The 17,330-nt window shown below is 45.6% G+C and carries 17 protein-coding genes; 9 read left to right on the top strand and 8 right to left on the bottom strand.

Translation table 11 applies throughout. The annotated features are described in order from the left end of the window. Positions 1-94: 94 nt before the first annotated feature. From CLV31_RS07230 to CLV31_RS07210, 5 genes are all read left to right on the top strand, one after another. Positions 95-1,261, top strand: coding sequence for a Gfo/Idh/MocA family protein (locus CLV31_RS07230; RefSeq protein ID WP_111392386.1), 1,167 nt, complete (start codon positions 95-97; stop codon positions 1,259-1,261). 226 nt (positions 1,262-1,487) lie between these two features. Beyond that, a complete protein-coding gene (locus tag CLV31_RS07225) occupies positions 1,488-1,748 on the top strand; it encodes a hypothetical protein (protein WP_111392206.1) in 261 nt (86 codons plus the stop codon). A 146-nt stretch (positions 1,749-1,894) separates the two neighbouring features. Continuing rightward, the gene (locus tag CLV31_RS22035; protein WP_245943345.1) at positions 1,895-2,014 is read left to right on the top strand and encodes a type II toxin-antitoxin system YoeB family toxin; all 120 of its coding nucleotides are present in this window, start codon (positions 1,895-1,897) and stop codon (positions 2,012-2,014) included. A gap of 161 nt (positions 2,015-2,175) precedes the next feature. After that, the gene (locus CLV31_RS07215) at positions 2,176-3,207 is read left to right on the top strand and encodes a proline iminopeptidase-family hydrolase (RefSeq protein ID WP_111392205.1); all 1,032 of its coding nucleotides are present in this window, start codon (positions 2,176-2,178) and stop codon (positions 3,205-3,207) included. 169 nt (positions 3,208-3,376) lie between these two features. Beyond that, positions 3,377-4,696, top strand: coding sequence for an ATP-binding protein (locus tag CLV31_RS07210; protein ID WP_111392204.1), 1,320 nt, complete (start codon positions 3,377-3,379; stop codon positions 4,694-4,696). On the opposite strand, the gene CLV31_RS07205 is transcribed toward CLV31_RS07210, so the two are convergent. From CLV31_RS07205 to CLV31_RS07195, 3 genes are all read right to left on the bottom strand, one after another. After that, entirely contained in the window at positions 4,686-5,789 is a 1,104-nt protein-coding gene (locus CLV31_RS07205; protein ID WP_111392203.1) for an acyltransferase family protein, read from the bottom strand. The genes CLV31_RS07210 and CLV31_RS07205 overlap by 11 nt on opposite strands. A 128-nt stretch (positions 5,790-5,917) precedes the next feature. After that, positions 5,918-6,574 carry a PAQR family membrane homeostasis protein TrhA gene (gene trhA, locus CLV31_RS07200; RefSeq protein WP_111392202.1) on the bottom strand — a complete coding sequence of 219 codons (657 nt, stop codon included), beginning with the start codon at positions 6,572-6,574 and terminating at the stop codon, positions 5,918-5,920. A 103-nt stretch (positions 6,575-6,677) separates the two neighbouring features. Further along, complete coding sequence (locus tag CLV31_RS07195; protein WP_111392385.1) at positions 6,678-7,274, bottom strand: DUF2911 domain-containing protein; 597 nt, start codon at positions 7,272-7,274, stop codon at positions 6,678-6,680. Between the two features lie 124 nt (positions 7,275-7,398). Here CLV31_RS07195 and ppsA point away from each other — a divergent pair, with 124 nt between their 5' ends. The 3 genes from ppsA (at position 7,399) to CLV31_RS07180 (ending at position 11,051) form a co-directional block, all read left to right on the top strand. Continuing rightward, a complete protein-coding gene (ppsA, locus tag CLV31_RS07190; protein WP_245943344.1) occupies positions 7,399-9,786 on the top strand; it encodes a phosphoenolpyruvate synthase in 2,388 nt (795 codons plus the stop codon). A 101-nt stretch (positions 9,787-9,887) separates the two neighbouring features. Further along, positions 9,888-10,646: a glucose 1-dehydrogenase gene (locus tag CLV31_RS07185; RefSeq protein ID WP_111392201.1), complete on the top strand. Its 759-nt coding sequence runs from the start codon at positions 9,888-9,890 to the stop codon at positions 10,644-10,646. A 54-nt stretch (positions 10,647-10,700) separates the two neighbouring features. Then, positions 10,701-11,051 carry an MmcQ/YjbR family DNA-binding protein gene (locus tag CLV31_RS07180; protein ID WP_111392200.1) on the top strand — a complete coding sequence of 117 codons (351 nt, stop codon included), beginning with the start codon at positions 10,701-10,703 and terminating at the stop codon, positions 11,049-11,051. Between the two features lie 8 nt (positions 11,052-11,059). Here the strand turns inward: CLV31_RS07180 and CLV31_RS07175 are convergent, their stop codons facing one another. Together CLV31_RS07175 and parS are read right to left on the bottom strand one after the other, a co-directional pair. Continuing rightward, positions 11,060-11,527, bottom strand: coding sequence for an RES family NAD+ phosphorylase (locus tag CLV31_RS07175; protein WP_111392199.1), 468 nt, complete (start codon positions 11,525-11,527; stop codon positions 11,060-11,062). After that, positions 11,527-12,006 (bottom strand): type II RES/Xre toxin-antitoxin system antitoxin, encoded by a 480-nt coding sequence (gene parS, locus CLV31_RS07170; protein ID WP_111392198.1) that lies wholly within the window; start codon positions 12,004-12,006, stop codon positions 11,527-11,529. The genes CLV31_RS07175 and parS overlap by 1 nt, the downstream gene beginning before the upstream one ends. A gap of 133 nt (positions 12,007-12,139) precedes the next feature. Here parS and CLV31_RS07165 point away from each other — a divergent pair, with 133 nt between their 5' ends. Next, positions 12,140-13,099 (top strand): ABC transporter ATP-binding protein, encoded by a 960-nt coding sequence (locus CLV31_RS07165; protein WP_111392197.1) that lies wholly within the window; start codon positions 12,140-12,142, stop codon positions 13,097-13,099. 288 nt (positions 13,100-13,387) lie between these two features. On the opposite strand, the gene CLV31_RS07160 is transcribed toward CLV31_RS07165, so the two are convergent. Genes CLV31_RS07160 through CLV31_RS07150 form a run of 3 tightly spaced genes read right to left on the bottom strand, consistent with a single transcriptional unit; the run spans position 13,388 to position 17,053 of the window. Beyond that, positions 13,388-13,912, bottom strand: a complete 525-nt coding sequence (locus CLV31_RS07160) for an FKBP-type peptidyl-prolyl cis-trans isomerase (RefSeq protein ID WP_111392196.1) — start codon at positions 13,910-13,912, stop codon at positions 13,388-13,390. Between the two features lie 14 nt (positions 13,913-13,926). Next, a complete protein-coding gene (locus tag CLV31_RS07155; RefSeq protein ID WP_111392195.1) occupies positions 13,927-14,652 on the bottom strand; it encodes a class I SAM-dependent methyltransferase in 726 nt (241 codons plus the stop codon). Next, the gene (locus CLV31_RS07150) at positions 14,639-17,053 is read right to left on the bottom strand and encodes a YfhO family protein (RefSeq protein WP_111392194.1); all 2,415 of its coding nucleotides are present in this window, start codon (positions 17,051-17,053) and stop codon (positions 14,639-14,641) included. The genes CLV31_RS07155 and CLV31_RS07150 overlap by 14 nt, the downstream gene beginning before the upstream one ends. Positions 17,054-17,330 lie beyond the last annotated feature (277 nt).

Genomic DNA, 17,330 nt, shown 5'->3' with positions numbered 1-17,330 from the left:
TGGAACGGAAACTTCAAAACCTTCCAATTTTCCCACCTTAAAGATCTTTCAATCTTCAAATCTTTCAATTTTCCAATCTTTAAATCATTCAATCATGAGTAATAAAAAACAAATCCGAGTAGGCTTAATCGGTACGGGACTGATGGGCCGAATTCATACCAATGGCTACAAGCGTCTGGCAGACTTTTTCCCGGAATACGAATATGTCCCTGTACTTCAGGCTTGTTGCTCCAGAAGAGAGGCTAATGCAAAAGCTTTTGCAGAGCGTTGGGGCTACGCTTCTTACGAAACTGACTGGAGAAGAATCATTGAGCGGGACGATATCGATGCAGTAGACATCTGCACACCCAATGATACCCATGCCGAAATCGCCATCGCAGCTGCGAAAGCAGGTAAAATGATTCTCTGCGAAAAGCCTTTGGCTAGAACGGTAGCTGAGGCAGAAGGCATGCTCAAAGCCGTCGAAGAAGCTGGCGTGAAAAATACCGTTTGGTACAACTACAGAAGGATTCCGGCGGTGACTTTGGCTAAAAACATTGTGGCTTCCGGAAAGTTGGGTAAGATTTTTCACTACCGAGCCAATTTCCTTCAGGACTGGACCATCAATCCGGATCTTCCTCAAGGAGGAGATGCCCTTTGGAGGTTGGACGTAGATGCGGCAGGTTCGGGGGTTACCGGTGATTTGCTGGCACATTGCGTGGATACGGCGATGTGGATCAATGGAGGTATCAAAGATGTGTCGGCGGTGACCGAAACCTTTGTGAAGGAGCGTGTTCATCAAGGTACAGGACAAAAGCAGGCAGTCGGAATTGACGATGCGTGTATTTTCCATTGCCATTTTGACAACGGTTCTTTGGGACTTTTCGAAGCCACCCGCTATGCCCGTGGTCATAAGGCACTTTATACCTTAGAAATCAACGGGGAGCATGCTTCGATCCGTTGGGATTTGCATGACATGAACCGATTGGAATACTTTGATCATAGCGACGAAGGCAAAGTAAGAGGCTGGAGATCGATTCACATCACCGACGGAGATCATCCGTATATGAACCGTTGGTGGATTCCTGGAACTTCGATCGGATATGAACATTCCTTTATCCATCAGGTAGCTGACTTCTTCTACAGCCTTCAATCCGGAGAACCCTGCCATCCGACGTTCCGAGATGCTTTTGAAACCCAAAAAGTGTGCGAAGCGGTGTTGGATTCAGCCCGAGACCGGGCTTGGAAAGATACCGGCGTGGAGTGGGTAGAAAAGGTGTGAAAGGATAAAGTTTGAAATAAGAAAGCTAAAGGCCCAAATCGAAAGGTTTGGGTCTTTTTCTAAATTGACTTTTGTGTTTCATGAGGAGACATCTTTTCGTGATACAGGAAAAATCAACCTCCATTTTAGGGGAACTTGAGTGTAGTTTTTATAGCTTTCTATCTCAGATTTATCGAACCATTCTCCGGACTTAAATCGTTGAAAACTTAAATTGTAAATTTATAAAATGAAGCAACTGTTTGAAATAGAGATTGATAGTCCTGAGATATTGGATGAATTTAGGGAGCTGGCTCGCAAGTATCAGTTGAGCTACCGGGAATGGAAATTGGCGAAAAGTGAAAATCCTTCTCCGAGTGGGGATCCTTTTTTTGACAATCCTGAAAATGTAAAGGAGATACTTCGAAGAAAAAAGGAGATAGAAATTGGGTCCGTTGAATCGGTAAAGTTATCGCAAGAAGCCATCAAGAAGCTTTTTGGTGCTACATGAGGTTCACAATTGTTTATTTGCCGGATGCTATTAAGGATATAGAGAAGATCATTCAATCCGGCAATAAACCCTTATTAAGGAAGTTGAAAAAACTTCTCGAAAAACTTTAAGAGCATCCAGAAATAGGTACAGGTAAGCCAGAGCGTTTGAAAAACAATCTTTCGGGACTATGGTCTAGAAGGATAAATCAAGAGCATCGCCTGGTTTATTCTATTGATGGACATAGAGTGATAGTCACTGTGGTTTCAGCTTTTGGGCATTATTAGGTACTTCAATGATAGTGATAGCGTCATCAAACATCCAATCTTTATGGACCCAAATCGAAAGGTTTGGGTTTTTTCATTTTGCAAAAGGCAACTCAAAAAAAGAAGCTTGAACCCCATCTTTCTTTCCCCTAATTTGACCTGATCCTAAAAACGAAGAGACCATGAACAAACTGTATTACTTGTTTATCGCAGCGGCTGGAATGCTTTTTTCCTGCCAATCCCAAACCCAAACGGAAGAGGTTCAGTCCGACTCCACAGCTGTGGTTCTGAAGGAAGGTGTGCAGATGATTCCGATCCAAACTCCGAAAGGTGAATTCAAGGTGTTTACCAAGAAGGTTGGAGACAATCAGACGATGAAGGTCTTGCTTCTGCACGGAGGTCCGGGGATGTCGCATTTGCAGTACGCCAATTTCAAGGACCACTTTCCTCAGCAAGGGATCGAATTTATTTGGTATGATCAGTTGGGCTCGGCTCATTCCGATCAGCCGGAGGATTCCACGCTTTGGACGATCGAGCGATTTGTGGATGAAGTAGAGCAGGTAAGAACCGCTTTAGGTTTGAATAAAGACAACTTCTACCTCTTGGGGCAGTCATGGGGAGGGATGCTGAGCATGGAGTATGCGCTGAAGCATCAGGACAAACTCAAAGGCCTGATCATCTGCAATATGATGTCCAGCCTGGATGAATATGAGAAATATGCCAAGGAAGTTCTCGGGCCACAAATGCCCAGAGAAGTCTTTGCTGAAGTGATGGAAATCGAGAAAAAAATGGATTTTGAAAATCCCCGCTACATGGAGTTGCTGATGAAGCATCACTATCCTCAGCATGTGCTGCGAATGCCTTTGGATCAATGGCCTGCCGAAATCAACCAAACTATGGAGCAGGTCAATCCCAATGTGTATGTCTTTATGCAGGGCTACAGTGAATTTGGAATCACACCCGGAGCGAGTCTGAAAGGCTGGGACGTCAAAAATCAACTGAAAAATATCACGGTTCCTACCTTGGTCGTTGGTGCTACCCACGACACCATGGATCCCAAACACATGGAATGGATGTCAACCCAAGTAGCCAATGGGCGATTTTTACTCTGTCCCAATGGCAGCCATTTTAGCCAATACGATGATCCGGAGCACTTTTTCCCCGGTGTGATCCAGTTTATCAAAGATGTGGATTCGGGCAGTTTTGGAAAGTAAGTCTTCCACCCTCTAAGGGATTTGATCCTTTGGAGGGTTTGTAATTGCATTTATTCGTTTGAAAAATTGTTGTGATTTACATTTTTTCATTTGAAAAAGTGTGATATCTCACATTTATTCGTTTGAAAAAATGTAAATACTCCCTTTCTTTGTGTTGTAAATCAAGAAAATGGAACGGAAACTTTTACATAAGCTACTGACTTGGAAGGATACTGAGGGCAGAAAACCACTCATCATCCGAGGCGCTAGACAAGTGGGCAAAACTTGGCTAATGAAAGAGTTTGGCTCCACTTACTTTTCAGATTTGGTCTACATCAACTTTGAGATGAATCGTACGGCCAAGCTTCTGTTTGAACAGGGATTGGATTTGGCCCGGATTATTCAGGGTTTAGAGATTCAACTCGGAAAATCTATCGATGCCAAAAACTGCTTGTTGATATTTGATGAGATTCAGGAATGTCCGGATGCCTTGACCTCTTTGAAGTATTTTCAGGAGCAGTTGCCAGAGTATTACATCATTGCAGCGGGTTCTTTACTCGGAGTAGCTTTGCACCAGAACACTTCATTTCCGGTTGGAAAAGTTGAGTTCTTGGATCTTTATCCTCTTTCATTTTCCGAGTTTTTGGAAGCGATAGGTGAAAAATCCTTGGCAAGCCTGGTTTCCAGTTTGGATTGGAGTCTTTTGTCTCCATTTCGTGAAAAACTGATTTATCACCTTAGGACCTACTATTTCATCGGAGGAATGCCTGAGGCAGTTAAAACCTATGCCGAAAAACAGGATTTTTTTGAAGTAAGGGTTATTCAAAGGCGCATTTTGGAGGCATATGAACAGGATTTTTCCAAATATGCTCCTGCTGAGGTGGTTCACAGGATTCGAATGATTTGGAATTCAATTCCTAGTCAGTTGGCTAAGGAAAATAAGAAGTTCATTTTTGGTCAGTTAAGGCAAGGTGCCCGTGCTAAAGAATTTGAACTGGCCATGGAATGGCTTCGCGACTGCGGACTGATTCATAAAATTTCCCGAGTAAGCAAGCCTGGAATGCCCTTGAAAGCGTATGAGGATTTTTCAGCTTTTAAGGTTTACCTATTGGATGTTGGGATTTTGGGAGCCATGGTAGATTTGGATGCCCGATCCATTTTGGAGGGCAATCGACTTTTTACGGAATTCAAGGGCTCGCTGACTGAGCAATTTGTTCTACAGGAATTAATCACCGCGGGGCATACCCTGTATTATTGGTCAGCAGAACGAGGTGTGGCTGAGCTCGATTTTATCCTTCAGGATCAAGGGACTGTGGTTCCTTTGGAGGTGAAGGCAGAAGAAAATCTAAAGGCCAAAAGCTTAAAGGTAGTCGCAGAAAATTATCCGGATACTTTTCCAGTCCGAACATCGATGTCTGATTTCAGAAAAGAGTCTTGGATGACCAATTTCCCGCTGTATGCGGTTTCATATTTGGCCAAGTACCTTGATTTGGAAAGACCTAAATCCTAAAGAAAATCCCTTTTCTGTACAGAAAATAGCATAGTCCCCACATGGCTGTCAAGGCACCCAAGGAAGCAATCAGGAACAGTCCGTGTTCGCCTAATCCCATCCAGCCAAAGACTCCTCCGGTGAAAATTCCGACCGTTTTATTCATCCATCTTCCCAGCATTTCTGCGAATAGGTAGATGAAAATCGAGTTCATGCCCACGATCAAAAACGCGAAAATGCCTTTTCTGCGATTCTTGACATCCACCCACCAGTAGAAAAAGGCCAAGGCCACCAAGGCCCATCCCCCAGAGGTAAATACAAAGGAAACCGTGCTGATTCGCTTGATAATGGGGGTGATTCCAGCCAAATCCAACCCGTATCCAATCACCAATCCGGCAACTCCGGCCAAGGCGATGGTTTTGATTTTTTCAGAAGCGGGCTTGGCCGAAAGCAGCAGATTTCCGCAAATGGCTCCCCAGATCGTATGGGCAGCTGTCGGAATCGCATTGATGGCCACCCAGCCGCCCCGATTGATTTTGCCCATCAGGAGTTGATCCGTATAGTTGCCAAAGTTGGTGCCGTGCTCAAAGGGAACCTCGGGATTGTAGGCCCGGTAGAGTATTTCGGTCAAAGCCAAAAGTCCCAATGAAACCCCAAGCTGGACTTTCCACCCTTTGGTCAGTAGGAAGTAAGTGACCAAAATGGTGAAGGAAAGCTGGGTCAGTACATTCCAAAGTTCAAAGACCATTTTCCCCGAATAGACACAATGGAGACCTGTTCCAAACAGGAACAAAATCAAACAGCGCTTTAAAATATGCAGGGTCACTTTGCTTCGATCTTCCGAGAGTGTCAGCCTTTTATTGAGCGAAAAAGGCATCGCCACACCCACGATAAACATGAAAAAAGGTTGGATCAAATCCCAAAACCGCAGCCCATTCCACTCGTGATGGGTGAATTGGAGGAAAAGCGGATGCAGGCTGTGCCCCTCAGGAAAAAGCTCCAAAAAAGCATCATAAACCAAGGCAGCTTCGGCCACCAGCAAAAACATGGTCAGTCCACGATAGACATCCAGCGAAACCAGCCGCTGGGTTGGGTTGGGTGAAAGTGCAGTCATAGTGAGGTTATTGGTTGATTTGAAGATAAAAGATGGATCGCTAACCTCGACGAAATTGTGATAAACGGAATGGTGAAATTCCTTTTTGCAAAAGAATATTTTGAAATGTTGGTTTTAGATAGCTCAAGTTATGCCAATTGATACACTGCCACAAAATGAGCCGCTGTGCCTCCCATCACAAAGAGGTGCCAAATAGTATGGTAGTAGAGCTTTTCACTTTTCACATAAAAGTACACTCCAATGGTGTAACTCAAGCCGCCAATACCTATCCAAGTCAGCGTTTCCCAGGAGATTTTTTCCACTAAATCCTGGATAAAAAACACCGCCAACCAGCCCATAGTCAGGTAGATGATGACCGATAGCGTTTTGAATTTTCCGGTGAAAAAGAGTTTGAAAAACGTCCCAACCAACACAGAGCCCCAAATGATGCTGAGAAAGATAAGGGCTGTGTCCATTTTCAAAATCGCCAAGATCATCGGCGTGTACGAACCGGCGATCAGGAAATAAATGGACACATGATCCATGACTTGGAGTCTCGCTTTTTTCTTGGGATTTTTTGAGGCGTGATAGGCTGTTGAAAAACCATACACCATGAGTATTCCTAAACTGAAAGTCGCTGCTCCTACCCAAGTTCCCGGATTTTGAGATTCCAAGGCATGGACCAAAAGAAAGGGGATCCCTATCGCCCCCAAAATCAATCCAACACCATGCGACCACGAGTTTGCCCATTCCTCTGCAGTTGTTTGAGCTCTTTTTGGAGGTTTTGTAGGGTTTTTAGGAGGCATTTTCAGATAGAATGCAGGATTTTTTATGAAGTAAATTTAAATGTTATGCAAAGAAAAAGGCCTATCCTCTTCAGAATAGGCCTTAATTCCTTAAATAGGGAGTTTAGAACTGAGTCTTAAACTGTTCCATTTTCTGGTCGACCTGCGTGTCTACCGGGAAAGTCACCTTTACGCCTTCCCAGGCCATGGTGATGTGAGCCACCTTATTGTCGTTGGCAGAGATGTGATACTGCAAGCGTTCGGTTTTTCCGCCTCTTTCAGTGGTTGCTTTGAAGGATACCGCATCGTCTTTGGCTACGGCTTCTTCGTCGATTTTACCGTCTTTCATATAGGCAAAAACGGAAGCTGCTTTGCTGTTCAAATGTACAGTCCAGTCACCCGACTCGGTTGGAGTCATGAAGATGGAGTATTTTCCGGCTCTTAGGTTTTTTCCGCCAACACTTACACCTGTGCTGAATTCGATCACGGTTTGTGCGTTGGCTCCTGCTCTCCACGTCACTCCATATTTTTCGATTTCACCGAAAATTTTGCGGCCCTTTACCGCAGGAGAGGAGTAGTCAATGCTGATTTGGGTGAAGCCTACCGTTTGAGAGACATGCGCAGCAGGACTCAAGGCAGGCTGCTGAAGCTGGGCAAAAGCGGCAAATGAGGAGGTAATAAACAGCGCGAAGGCCATTAAAAAGAGTTTGGTGTTTTTCATGATTTGTTGGATTTGGGTTTCGGTTTGTGAAGCTAACAAAAAAAACAGATGGTTGTTTGCCGTTTAAAATAAGGCTTGCAGCTGACTTTTATCATCGTTATTCAAAAGGCTTGTGATTAGGTTTATGTCTACCAATACCAAGGCCATGCATGACTTGATTATTTCCTTTGACCGATTAAGAATCCAAGATGTGGGGAAAGTCGGCGGAAAAAACGCCTCCCTCGGCGAGATGTACCAGCAACTCAATCCCCTTGGAATTCATATTCCCAATGGCTTTGCGGTGACAGCAGAGGCATATCGACTGTTTCTTTTCGAAAACGGGCTTGAGGATTTTATCTTGGATTGCTTAAGAGAATTGGATCGGGCGCATTTTTCCAACCTCCGGGAAGTGTCCCAGACCATCAAAGAAAGAATACTATTGGGGAAAATTCCCGAGTCGCTTGAACTTGAGATCCGATCTGCTTATCGAAGTCTTTGTCTAGAGGCCGGTAGAGAACTTGATGTGGCCGTACGAAGCAGCGCCACAGCGGAGGATTTGCCGGGAGCGAGTTTTGCGGGACAGCATGATTCTTTTTTGAATATCCGTGGGGAAAAGGCACTTTTGGATAAGGTCAAGTTCTGTTTTGCCTCGCTTTACAATGCACGGGCAATCAAATATCGACACGACAAAGGATTTGATAAGCACGAAATAGCGCTTTCAGTGGGAGTGCAGGCCATGGTCAGGGCAGACTTGGCGAGTAGCGGAGTGATTTTTACCATCGAGCCTGAGACCGGTTTTGAAAACGCCGTTTTGATTACCGGTTGCTGGGGGTTGGGTGAAAATATCGTCCAAGGAGCCGTCATTCCCGATGAGTTTTTGGTTTTTAAGCCTTCCCTCGAAAAAGGAAAAAGTGCCATCCTCTCCAAAAAGGCTGGCTCAAAGACTAAGACCATGGTCTACTCCGAATCAGGCGGCGTGATCAATTTGGATACAGATCCTGCTAAGCAGCGGGAATTGGTTTTGAATGATTCGGAAATTGAAACCTTGGGCCAATGGGCTGTGGAAATTGAAAAACATTACCAAATGCCCATGGATATTGAGTGGGCGAAGGATGGTATTGACGGCCAACTTTACATCGTTCAAGCCCGACCAGAGACGATTCACTCTGAAAAAGATCCTTTTTTACTTAAAGAATTTACCCTGGTAGAGTCCGGTCATTTGCTCACTTCAGGCTATGCCATCGGAAATGGAATTACCTCAGGACGTATCAAAATTCTTCATTCTCCCGCCGAATCTGACCTTTTGGAGCAAGGAGAAATTCTTCTGACCGAAATCACCAATCCCGATTGGGATCCGATCATGAAGAAGGCTGCGGCTATCATCACCGCCAAAGGTGGTCGAACCAGCCACGCCGCCATAGTAGCTAGGGAAGTAGGTGCCTTGGCGATCGTGGGAGCAGAAAATGCGCTCGAAACTCTTAAAACAGGTGATTTGGTCACGATAGACAATGCTTCGGGCAAAATGGGGAAAGTCTATTCAGGCAAACTCAACTGGAAAGAAACCAAACATAATTTCAGGGGAATGCAGCTTCCCAAAACGAAACCCATGTTCATCTTGGCCGATCCCGAGAAGGCATTCGACCTTTCCTTTTTCCCCAATCAGGGTGTCGGCCTGATGCGAATGGAGTTTGTGATCAACAAAGTAATTCGGATTCATCCCATGGCTTTGGTCGATTTTGATCAGTTGGAAAATCAGGAGGAAAAAGCGCTGATCGAGTCGCTGTGCCAGGATTATTCGGACAAGAAGGAGTATTTCGTGGACAAGTTGGCTCAGTCGGTGGCGACCATTGCGGCAGCATTTTATCCCAAAGATGTCATCCTCCGGATGAGTGATTTCAAGTCCAACGAATACGCCAATCTGATCGGAGGAAGGCAGTTTGAGGAAAAAGAAGAAAATCCCATGCTGGGTTTCAGGGGCGCCTCGCGCTATTACCACGAGCGGTATCGGGAAGGATTTGGGTTGGAATGTGCCGCGGTGAAGCGGGTGAGGGATGAAATGGGATTGGAAAATCTGAAAGTGATGATTCCATTTTGTCGCACACCCGAGGAAGGCAAAAAAGTCCTTGATTTGATGGCTTCGCTGGGTTTGATGAAAGAGGAAAATGGCCTCGAAATCTACGTCATGGCCGAGATTCCTTCCAATGTGATTCAGGCAGAAGAATTCGCCGAGCTGTTCGATGGTTTCTCCATTGGTTCCAATGACTTGACTCAACTCACCCTTGGAGTGGACCGGGATTCGGAAGTGCTCGGAGAGTTGTTTGATGAAAATAATGCCTCTGTCAAGTGGATGATCACTGAGGTAATTCGTGTCGCAAAGGCAAGGGGTAAAAAAATCGGACTTTGCGGTCAGGCGCCGAGTGATCGACCGGAGTTTGCCAAGTTTCTGATTGCTCAAGGTATTGATAGCATTTCCTTTAATGCCGATGCCTTGTTGAAAGGGATTGAGAATATGGTGGAGGCGGAGAAGAAGTGATTTGTTGGCAGCCTCAGTTTGTAGTAGTGTGATTGGTAAATGGTAAAAAGTAAGCTTGGATTGAAATAAGTTGTTGTAAATCAATGGTTAAAAGTCTAATAATGAAAAAGCTAGAAAATAAAGTCGCCATTGTCACCGGAGCCGCTTCAGGTATGGGAAAAGCCATTTCCTTGCTATTTGCTCAGGAAGGAGCAAAAGTAATTGTGTCTGATTTAACCGGGGCAGATGCGGAAGAAGTGGCGGATCAGATTCGTCATTCGGGCGGCCATGCCTTAGGTCTTAAATGTGATGTGTCCGATGAAGAACAGGTCAAACGGATGGTTCATGCAGCTATTCATGAGTTTGGAGGTCTCGACATCTTGGTCAACAATGCCGGCATCATGGATAATTTTACTCCATTGGAAAAAGTCACGGATAAGCTTTGGGAAAAGGTCATGGCAGTAAATGTCAATGGCCCATTCTACGCCAGCCGTTTGGCCATCACCCAAATGCTAAAACAGGGCAAAGGAGTGATCATCAATATTGCCTCGGTGGGTGGAGTTTCAGGAGCAAGAGCGGGCTTGGCTTACACCACTTCCAAGCATGCCTTGGTAGGGATGAGCAAAAACATCGGATTTATGTACGCTAAAAAAGGTATCCGATGTAATGTTATTGCGCCCGGCGGAGTGAATACCAATATCATGAAAGATGCCCAGCCCGATCCGGATGGAGCCGTCCTTTGCAGCAGTGGGGCAGGTTCCATGTCCCGTATGGGTGAACCTGAAGAAATCGCAAAAGTGGCGCTCTTTCTAGCCTCTGATGATTCCTCCTTTGTCAATGGAGAGGTTTTAGTAGCAGATGGAGGTTGGTTGGCGTATTGACGGGCTTATTTTGGTAATTTGGAGCCATTAAAATGGTTCCAAACTTAAAGATCAATGACGCTTGAATATTTTCGTGATTTTTGCTTGGCCTTGCCCCATGTGACCGAGGATACGCCCTTTGATGTCAATACGCTGTGTTTTCGGGTTGGTGGGAAAATCTTTGCCATCCTTGATATGGAAACCTTTGATTATGTCAATCTGAAATGCGATCCCGAGCGCTCCATCGAGCTTCGGGAGCAATACCCCGGAATTACTCCAGGGTACCACATGAATAAAAAATGGTGGAACTCGGTCAGCGTTCGAGGAGATGTGCCTGATCGGTTGATTTTGGAGTTGGCCAAACACAGTTATGACTTGATTTTTTCATCTTTACCGAAGAAAATAAAAGATGATTTGGCTCAGTAATGGATTGGTTATTTTCTCAAACGTGAATCAAAAATCAGGCTCTTTGAAGCTGTCATTCTGATCCTCTGAGCATCTGGATGTAGGGGATTGATCAAGTAATTAAATTCTTCGGGGACAATCGCACTCGGAACTCTTAGAACTGCAGCCTCTTGTTGCTGGACAAATTCATCTCCGATCAGCTGGGTTTCAAGAATGGGCGGTTTGGAATCCCAATTCAAGGGGAGATCCAGTGGGTCGAGTTCTAGAATTTCCACATCATCAGGGATTTCTAAGGTGATAAGATTTCTATCAGTAGGTAAGTCTTCTTGAATATCCAAATGAACCGAAACTTCCAGAATAGCCAAGGCCCGAGATTCGGCTGTATAGACCATGCGGGTAGAAAGACTGTTCCATCGAAATCCTTCTGAAAGTGAAGCCCCAATTCCGCTCAATGTAGAATTGAGGTATTTTTCCCGCTCGATTCTAAATACGAACATTAGGCTAAATTCCCGTATTCCAGCCTATTCAGACAGTTTTTCACCTCCTGAATTCCAGTGATCGAATCAAAAAAACTCTCAGGGCTCATCCCTCCCAAGGACTGGTTTGGCTTTTTAAGCCAGCGAAGGAATTTTTCAGTTTCTCCATTAAAAACCTCTATCCCAAAATCCAGAATTTCGGTAATCATCAAAACTGCCTCTGTTTCCTTTCCCCCAAGAAGGGCATTTTCACGGCGCTTTTTGTTGTAAGTGGTCTGAGGAATGTCAAAAAGGGTTAACACATCGCGGATCGGTAAATTGATTTTTTTTCCGATCACTTCTAAAGCACTGAAAGGAACCCCTTCACGGCTTATCGCTACCCTTTCCAGTTTAGATTTCCAAGAATAATTTCTCCCCTCTGTTTCCAGAATCCAACTTTTGGAGGCTTTATTCTTTTCAGACGGGGAGCTGGGATTGAATTTTTTTCTGGCTAAACTCATACTGTTTGAAGCAATTATGCTATTAATATATAACAAATCTGTTGAAGTTCATTTTTTACGCAAGAAAAAAGAATGTATCTAGAATTCCCCTTCTTTTTGACCATTTTTGGATGCACGCAATTTCGATTTTCCGATGACCTTCCTCTCCATCCGCCACCTTTCCAAATCCTATGATTTTCATGTGGCTTTGCATGACTTTTCACTGGAATTGGCTCGAGGGGAGTTTTTGTCCATCGTAGGAGAAAGTGGATCGGGAAAAAGCACCCTCCTGAGGATGATTGCAGGCTTGATGGTACAAAGTGGAGGAGAAGTCTTTTTAGGGGAAAACCTCATCGAAAATCCTGCTCAAAAATTAGTGCCGGGCTATGACGAGATCAAACTTATCCATCAGGATTACCAGCTTTTTCCCAACTCGACGGTGGAGGAAAACATCAACCGACCCTTGCTTCAGTTCGATACCAAGTACCGGGAACAGCGGGTCAATCGTTTGCTGATTCAGTTTGGGTTGGAAAATTACAAGGATCGCTTACCCAGGCAACTCAGCGGAGGTCAACAGCAAAAGGTAGCCATTGCGCAGGCTTTGGCCGTGGAACCCGAGGTTTTGCTCTTGGACGAGCCCTTCAGTCACTTGGATGCTATCCAAAAGCGGAAATTGATTTTTGAGCTGAAGGAATTGCTGAAAGAAATGGGCACCACGGTCATCTTTGTGACGCATGACTTGGACGATGCCCTGCGTCTGACCGACTCACTTTTGATTTTGCAAAAGGGAAAAGTAGTGCAAAAAGGCAATTCCAAAGACCTATGCGAGCACCCCAAATCCCGCTACGTAGCGAGGCTTTTTTCTCCCATCAACCTCATTCCCGACCGATTCAACAGCTACCTGCGTCCCGCTGATGTACGACTTCGTACCCGAGGAGAATTAATGGGGCATGTGGTGGATTTGAGGTACTTGGTGCATTACAATTCGCTGTTGATCCGGCTTCGGGAAGGGGGGCATATCTGGGAAGTAGATGATCCGATCCGTAAATACCAAGTAGGCGATCGGGTGTACCTGCACTTCGATGAGGAAAAAGTATTGGTGTTGAAGTCTTAAAATTCACCGCTGAGACGCAGAAAACGCAGAGGTTTTAAGTTTTCCGAGAGTCTCTTAGTCGGAAGTGATTACTAAGGAAGTCACTTTATTTCGATACTGATCGTTTTGACTAAATCTCCATTTTCGACCTCGGTTAAAAATAACCAGGTGGTAAAGCTTGAAACTGATCACTTTGACTGAATACTTTTCCAAATTCTCTGCGGCCACTGCGGCTCTGCGGTGAAAAAAAACCGTCAGGGATTGCCCGACGGTCTGGTTTCTTGTCTCTAATCTCTTGTTTCTAAGTTATCAATCATGCGCTCCATGCTCTCCGTGCACATGACCGTGCTTGATTTCTTCTTTGGTGGCTTCACGCACTTCCATGATATTCCCCTCAAAATGTAGGTCGAAACCTACCAAAGGATGATTGAAGTCTAGGAGCAACTGCTCTCCCAAATCTTTTAGGATTTTAGCCTGCATGCTGTAGCCGTTTTCATCCATCAAGGGTAGGAAGTTTCCTTCTTCCAGCATTTCCGGAGAAAATCCTCTTTCACCTGAAAACTGCTCTTTGGGCAGGGTGATGACCAATTCTTCATCGGGCTCTCCATAGGCATCTGCCATGGTCAGGGTAAATGAAAAGTCTTCTCCTTCTTCTTTTCCTTCCAAAAGCTCTTCAAACTTTTCAGGCAGGCCACTCATGCCAAATAGAAAGTAAAAAGGATCTTCTTCATCGCGGATTTCCACGCTGAAAGGTGCCGATTCGATGCCGTCCTCTTCTTTGCTGACCTTGAGTTCGTAGGTCAAGCCGACCACCGTATTAGTGTTGATTTTCATATTTTTCGATTTTATTACTTGGTGAGGCCGTATTTCAGGCGGATTCGAATTCGTTCTTTGAGCACTGCCCATTTGCTTTTTGGAGTGGAGCTGCGCAAAGGTTTGGCTGATCGGAAGACAAAATATTGATAGTCTTTTTCTTCGAAGAAAAGACTATAGGTTTCCATTTTCTCCAGGAAAAAGCCGTTTGACGTGATGCTTTTGATCAAGTCCCCCGAGTCCAAAGGCTGATCGATGACTTGGAGTTTTTCCGGTTCGTTTTCGATCATCCATTGCAAATATCTTGGGGCAGGAATGTGAATGAAAATCACAGAGTCTGTATGAGAATGCTTCTGGATATTCTGGAAAAGACGGAGGTGCTGGTCGACCGGAATGTGCTCCAACACGTCGGGAAACACGAAGAAGTCGAAGGTTTCTCCTTTTTTGTCAAAGTCCGACATGTCCGAAACCTCAAAATTGAGGTTTTTTTGATCTTTCCAGAGGACTTTTGCTTTCTCGATGCTTTCAGGAGAAATGTCTACCGCCAAAACCTTCCCTTGGGGAACTTGCGTAGCCAACAGATGGGAAACGGTACCGATCCCGCAGCCTACCTCCAAAATCCGGTGATTATTTTGAAGCCCGGCTTGCTTCACTTTATCCAAAATGCTCAAATGCCGGGAATTGATGCCCGTCTTTGCCTGCTTTTCGGCAAATTGATCATAAAAGCTGACGACTTTGTCTTTTTCCTCAGGCTGCTGCATCGGATTTTTTGTAAGTGAAGAAAACGCCTGCAATCAAAGTCAACACGATCAAATACTGGAAAATGACCATGGGAGTCTTGGTCGCATAGTAACTAGATGGGGCAAAGGTAAAGACAATTTCATGGGAACCCTGAGGAATTTCCAATCCTCTCAGCAGGTAATTGACCCGAAGGATCTTGGCTTCCTGCCCGTCGATGGTGGCCGTCCAGCCCTCTGGATAGTGGATTTCGGAAAATACCACCAATCCTCCCTGAGCCATTTCGGCTTGGTATTTCAGTTCGTTAGGGCTGTGGCTGGTGAGATTGACCACTCCCGAACCTGCCTTCACTTCGCCAAATTCTTGGGTATTCAGGGTGGCTTGGGTTTTGGTATGGATCTGTCCCAGTTGATCCATTTCGGCTTGGTTACTAGTGACCGGAACAATCACTGTCGGAACCCAAGCCGGGCCATTGGCTTCAGGATTTTCAAATATCCCGTTGGCCTCATTTCCGGCAATCAGGTATTTGGTATTGAGCATGTTGATGGTGCCAATGGATTCCCAGTCAAAATTTCCTTCCTGAGCTTTTTTCACAAACTCCTGCAATTCAAATTGAAGGCGATTATCGACTAAGTCTTGGTAGCGGCGAAGCTTTGCACCATGATAGCCTCCCAAACTATTGAATCGGTAGCTGGTTCGGGCGCCTTGGGTCAGTCCTTCCGTGAGCGGCAACACTCGAAAATAGCCCTGATCTTGGGCAAGGGATTGCTCGGCAGGAGTTTCTGCGAAAAACTGTCTCGAAGGATTTCCCTGGAAAGACTCCGCATTCAAATAACGACGGTTGATCGTCCACACATCCATGGTGATCAGGGCAATCAGGCCGGCACCCAGAATCAGCTCTGAAATTTTGCCTTTCAGGTAAAAATAAATCAATCCGATAGCGAGTGCTACAAAAGCAAAACTTTTCCAAGCCGAGGAAGAAAGCATACTCTTTCGGTCAGCCTTCATAGCTGTCACCAACCAATCCGGGAAATTAGCATCGGCTGCCCCTTCAAATCGGAAAAATGCACCTGCCGCGACCGCCAAAATCAAGGTCAATCCGGCCACAATTCCTCCGGAAATCAGTAAAGGCTTGAGTTCTTTGGTTTGGGTCAGTCTTTCCAAAGCGATCATTCCCAATACCGGCACGGCAAACAACGTCATACCAAGTGCCATGGATACTGCCCGAAACTTGTTGTATCCCGGCAAAATGTCAAATAACAGGTAGTTAAACCAAGCCAGGTTTTTTCCCCAACTCAGCATCAGGGAGAGCACGATGATGGTGCCGAAGGTGATCAGGCTTTCTTTTGGAGCAGCCCAAATCCCCAAAACCGCCAAGAAAACCAAGATCACGCTGCCATAGATCGGTCCGCCCGTAAAAGGCTGATCCCCCCAATAGGTCGGAGCACCTTGGATAAATCCATTGATTTGGGCGGGGTCGAGTCCTTGAGCCCGGAGCGCCTTTTCGGAAGCGGAATCTTTGGGAAGAGGCGTGTTGCTTCCTCCTCCATAGAAGTCTGGTACGACCAAGGTTAGGGTTTCCAAAATTCCGTTTGACCAGCCAAATGCGTAGTCCTTGTCCAAGCCGGAAGAGGTGCTTTCCAAAGTCGCTTTTCCCCGGGTAGAGTAGGGACTGTATTCAAGAGCTGTGGCCAGTCTTCCGAGATTTCCTCCCACTGCCAAAACAGCTCCAATAACCAAAAACCCAATGGTCTTGGACAGGCTGCCAATTCCTTCTTTTTTCCAGTCAAACACCAATCGGACTAGCACATAAATCACCGATATGATCAGCGTGTAGTAGGTGATTTGGAGGTGGTTGAATTTGAGTTGGAGCAAAAGTCCGAGTGCCAGAAGGGCTGCTCCAAGGATCCGTTTACGCTCAAAAGCCAGATGGATACCTGCCAGAATCAAAGGAATCAGGCAAACTGCCCAGATTTTAGCGTTGTGACCTGCCTCTAGAGAAAGTAGGTTGTAAGTATTGAAGGAAAATGCGATCGCCCCCGCGATAGAGAAAGTGGGTCTGACCTGGAAGCTCAAAAGCAACACATACATGCCTAGCATTCCGAAAAAGAGTCCGTTGATCGGGTGGGGAAGGCCCAGAGTCAGGACTGAAATCAGCAGGTTGGTGATGTCTCCTGCAAACTCCAAAGAAATGAAGTAGGTAGGCATTCCGCCAAACATGCGATTGGTCCAGAGGGCTTGTTCGCCGGTGGCAGCCCGGTAGTCGAGGACCTCTTTGGCCGAACCTTCCCATTGGAGGATATCGCTTTGGAAGATGATTTTCCCATCGAATACCATCGGTGAAAAGTACAGGACAACGATGAGGTAAAAGAGGATGACCCCGAGCAGATGGGGAAGAATGTCTTTCTGAAATTGGAGTTTCATGCAGGCCGTGAGATACGTTCAGGGTGCAAATTAGGGATTTCGGGGGAAAGAGCGAGAAGATAAGATTTCAAGATGTTCTCACAGATTTTTCATTCCTTCGGTCTTCGGTCTCCCGTCTTCCCGCTTTACCGCATCGGTCATCGGTCAACCGACATCGGACAATCACTTCCGTCTTCGCCTGCCCGCCGTGGTGGGGTCTCCCGTCTTCCTTTCTTATTTCCCATATATTTTCCTTCCCAAACGCCCAAATTGATTACTTTTGCACCAAATAGCCGAA

Origin of the sequence: Algoriphagus aquaeductus (assembly GCF_003253485.1) — a bacterium.
In the GTDB taxonomy this organism is placed as follows: domain Bacteria; phylum Bacteroidota; class Bacteroidia; order Cytophagales; family Cyclobacteriaceae; genus Algoriphagus; species Algoriphagus aquaeductus.
The sequence above is the reverse complement of the archived record's forward strand: the minus strand, read 5'-3'. Positions and strand labels throughout refer to the sequence as shown.

Bases quoted from the DNA above. Each gene is read 5' to 3' on its own strand.
- CLV31_RS07230 (WP_111392386.1), top strand. From the start codon at position 95: ATGAGTAATAAAAAACAAATCCGAGTAGGCTTAATCGGTACGGGACTG.
- CLV31_RS07225 (WP_111392206.1), top strand. From the start codon at position 1,488: ATGAAGCAACTGTTTGAAATAGAGATTGATAGTCCTGAGATATTGGAT.
- CLV31_RS07215 (WP_111392205.1), top strand. From the start codon at position 2,176: ATGAACAAACTGTATTACTTGTTTATCGCAGCGGCTGGAATGCTTTTT.
- CLV31_RS07210 (WP_111392204.1), top strand. From the start codon at position 3,377: ATGGAACGGAAACTTTTACATAAGCTACTGACTTGGAAGGATACTGAG.
- CLV31_RS07205 (WP_111392203.1), bottom strand. From the start codon at position 5,789: ATGACTGCACTTTCACCCAACCCAACCCAGCGGCTGGTTTCGCTGGAT.
- trhA (WP_111392202.1), bottom strand. From the start codon at position 6,574: ATGCCTCCTAAAAACCCTACAAAACCTCCAAAAAGAGCTCAAACAACT.
- CLV31_RS07195 (WP_111392385.1), bottom strand. From the start codon at position 7,274: ATGAAAAACACCAAACTCTTTTTAATGGCCTTCGCGCTGTTTATTACC.
- ppsA (WP_245943344.1), top strand. From the start codon at position 7,399: ATGTCTACCAATACCAAGGCCATGCATGACTTGATTATTTCCTTTGAC.
- CLV31_RS07185 (WP_111392201.1), top strand. From the start codon at position 9,888: ATGAAAAAGCTAGAAAATAAAGTCGCCATTGTCACCGGAGCCGCTTCA.
- CLV31_RS07180 (WP_111392200.1), top strand. From the start codon at position 10,701: ATGACGCTTGAATATTTTCGTGATTTTTGCTTGGCCTTGCCCCATGTG.
- CLV31_RS07175 (WP_111392199.1), bottom strand. From the start codon at position 11,527: ATGTTCGTATTTAGAATCGAGCGGGAAAAATACCTCAATTCTACATTG.
- parS (WP_111392198.1), bottom strand. From the start codon at position 12,006: ATGAGTTTAGCCAGAAAAAAATTCAATCCCAGCTCCCCGTCTGAAAAG.
- CLV31_RS07165 (WP_111392197.1), top strand. From the start codon at position 12,140: ATGACCTTCCTCTCCATCCGCCACCTTTCCAAATCCTATGATTTTCAT.
- CLV31_RS07160 (WP_111392196.1), bottom strand. From the start codon at position 13,912: ATGAAAATCAACACTAATACGGTGGTCGGCTTGACCTACGAACTCAAG.
- CLV31_RS07155 (WP_111392195.1), bottom strand. From the start codon at position 14,652: ATGCAGCAGCCTGAGGAAAAAGACAAAGTCGTCAGCTTTTATGATCAA.
- CLV31_RS07150 (WP_111392194.1), bottom strand. From the start codon at position 17,053: ATGAAACTCCAATTTCAGAAAGACATTCTTCCCCATCTGCTCGGGGTC.